Origin of the sequence: 'Chrysanthemum coronarium' phytoplasma, assembly GCF_000744065.1 — a bacterium.
Classification (GTDB): Bacteria; Bacillota_I; Bacilli_A; order Acholeplasmatales; family Acholeplasmataceae; genus Phytoplasma; species Phytoplasma asteris.
Genome location: NZ_BBIY01000108.1, coordinates 1 through 1,328, shown reverse-complemented (window position 1 = coordinate 1,328; position 1,328 = coordinate 1). Strand labels below are relative to the sequence as shown.

Genomic DNA, 1,328 nt, shown 5'->3' with positions numbered 1-1,328 from the left:
AAGATTTAAAATTGTATTTTAAAGAACAAAGAAAATATTCATTTAGAAAGCTTTTACAGGAATTAAATAATTTAATATGTTTAACTTTTCAAAAAGAAAATTGTTATTCGTCTATTAAAATTGATGATAAAGTTTTAAAAAAATCTTTTGAATTGTTATTAAATTTATATTATGAAAAATTAAGTTATAATAATTTAATAACTTTTGATGGTTTATTAATTGAAACTAGTGATTATATTGAATTTGTTGAAAGAAATAATGGTTTAATTTATAATCGTCCTGTTTTTATTGATGAATTTCAAGATTTAAATTATTTTTATTATTTTATTATAAAAGAACTTTTATTTAATAAACCAAATTCTTTATATTGTTTTGGTGATTATACTCAAAATATTTATAGTTTTTTTGGTTCTAGTGAACGTATTTTGGAACTTTTTTAAAAGATTTTAAATCTGAAAAACATTTTTTAAATGTTAATTATCGTTCTAAAGGTATTAATATTGTTAAAGCAGCTAATGAATTAATTGATAATAAGGAATATTTACAATTATCTTTTAGTGAAAAAAAATATAGAGATTTTATAAATTTTTCTTTTTTTGATAATTTTTATCAACAAATTAATTATTTGTGTGAAAAAATTAAAAATTCTTTAATTTATTCTACAACTGTTCTTTGCCGTAGTAATGGTGAATTACAAAAACTTAAAGATGAGTTTGAAAAAAACCAAATTCCTTTTACTATATCTGATAATAATAGTAAAGAAAATGAAATTGTTTTGTCAACGATACATGGATATAAAGGATATGAAAATGAATGCGTTTATTTAATTGGTTGGCAAAATCGAAATGAATCACAAGATAAAGTTTTAGAAAAAAAATAATTTATACTGCAATAACTCGTGCTAAACGTGATATTGAAATTTTAACTTTAAATGATTCTTCTATTTTTATAGATTATTTTTATTCCTTAATAAAAAAAGAATTAATTTCTGATGATTTTATAAAAGGATTAAATGATAAAATTTTTGATTTAGATTATTTAAAAATTTGTTTACCTAATTCAAAAGATATAGAAAATTTATGATGAATTATCTACTACTATTAAAATTTATAATGAAAAAGTTAACCAATTAGAAAAACAACATAAATTTAATCAAATTACTGAATCTTATTATAAGAAATGTTATTTAAAATTATGTGTTTTATTTAAGGAAATTTCTAAAAATATTTATAAAGTACAAAAAAAAGATAATGGTTATGAGACTCGTTTAAAAGGGTTTAATTATTCTATGTTTGAACCTTTGGAACGAATTAAATGTTATAAAAAAC

At 18.4% G+C, this 1,328-nt stretch carries 2 protein-coding genes; both read left to right on the top strand.

Translation table 11 applies throughout. The features are described from left to right. Positions 1–440: UvrD-helicase domain-containing protein (locus tag OYV_RS05435; protein ID WP_236620291.1), on the top strand; the 440-nt coding region annotated here is incomplete at its 5' end. Positions 441–493: 53 nt separating this feature from the next. Continuing rightward, positions 494–880, top strand: a complete 387-nt coding sequence (locus OYV_RS05430) for a 3'-5' exonuclease (protein ID WP_320408570.1) — start codon at positions 494–496, stop codon at positions 878–880. Positions 881–1,328 lie beyond the last annotated feature (448 nt).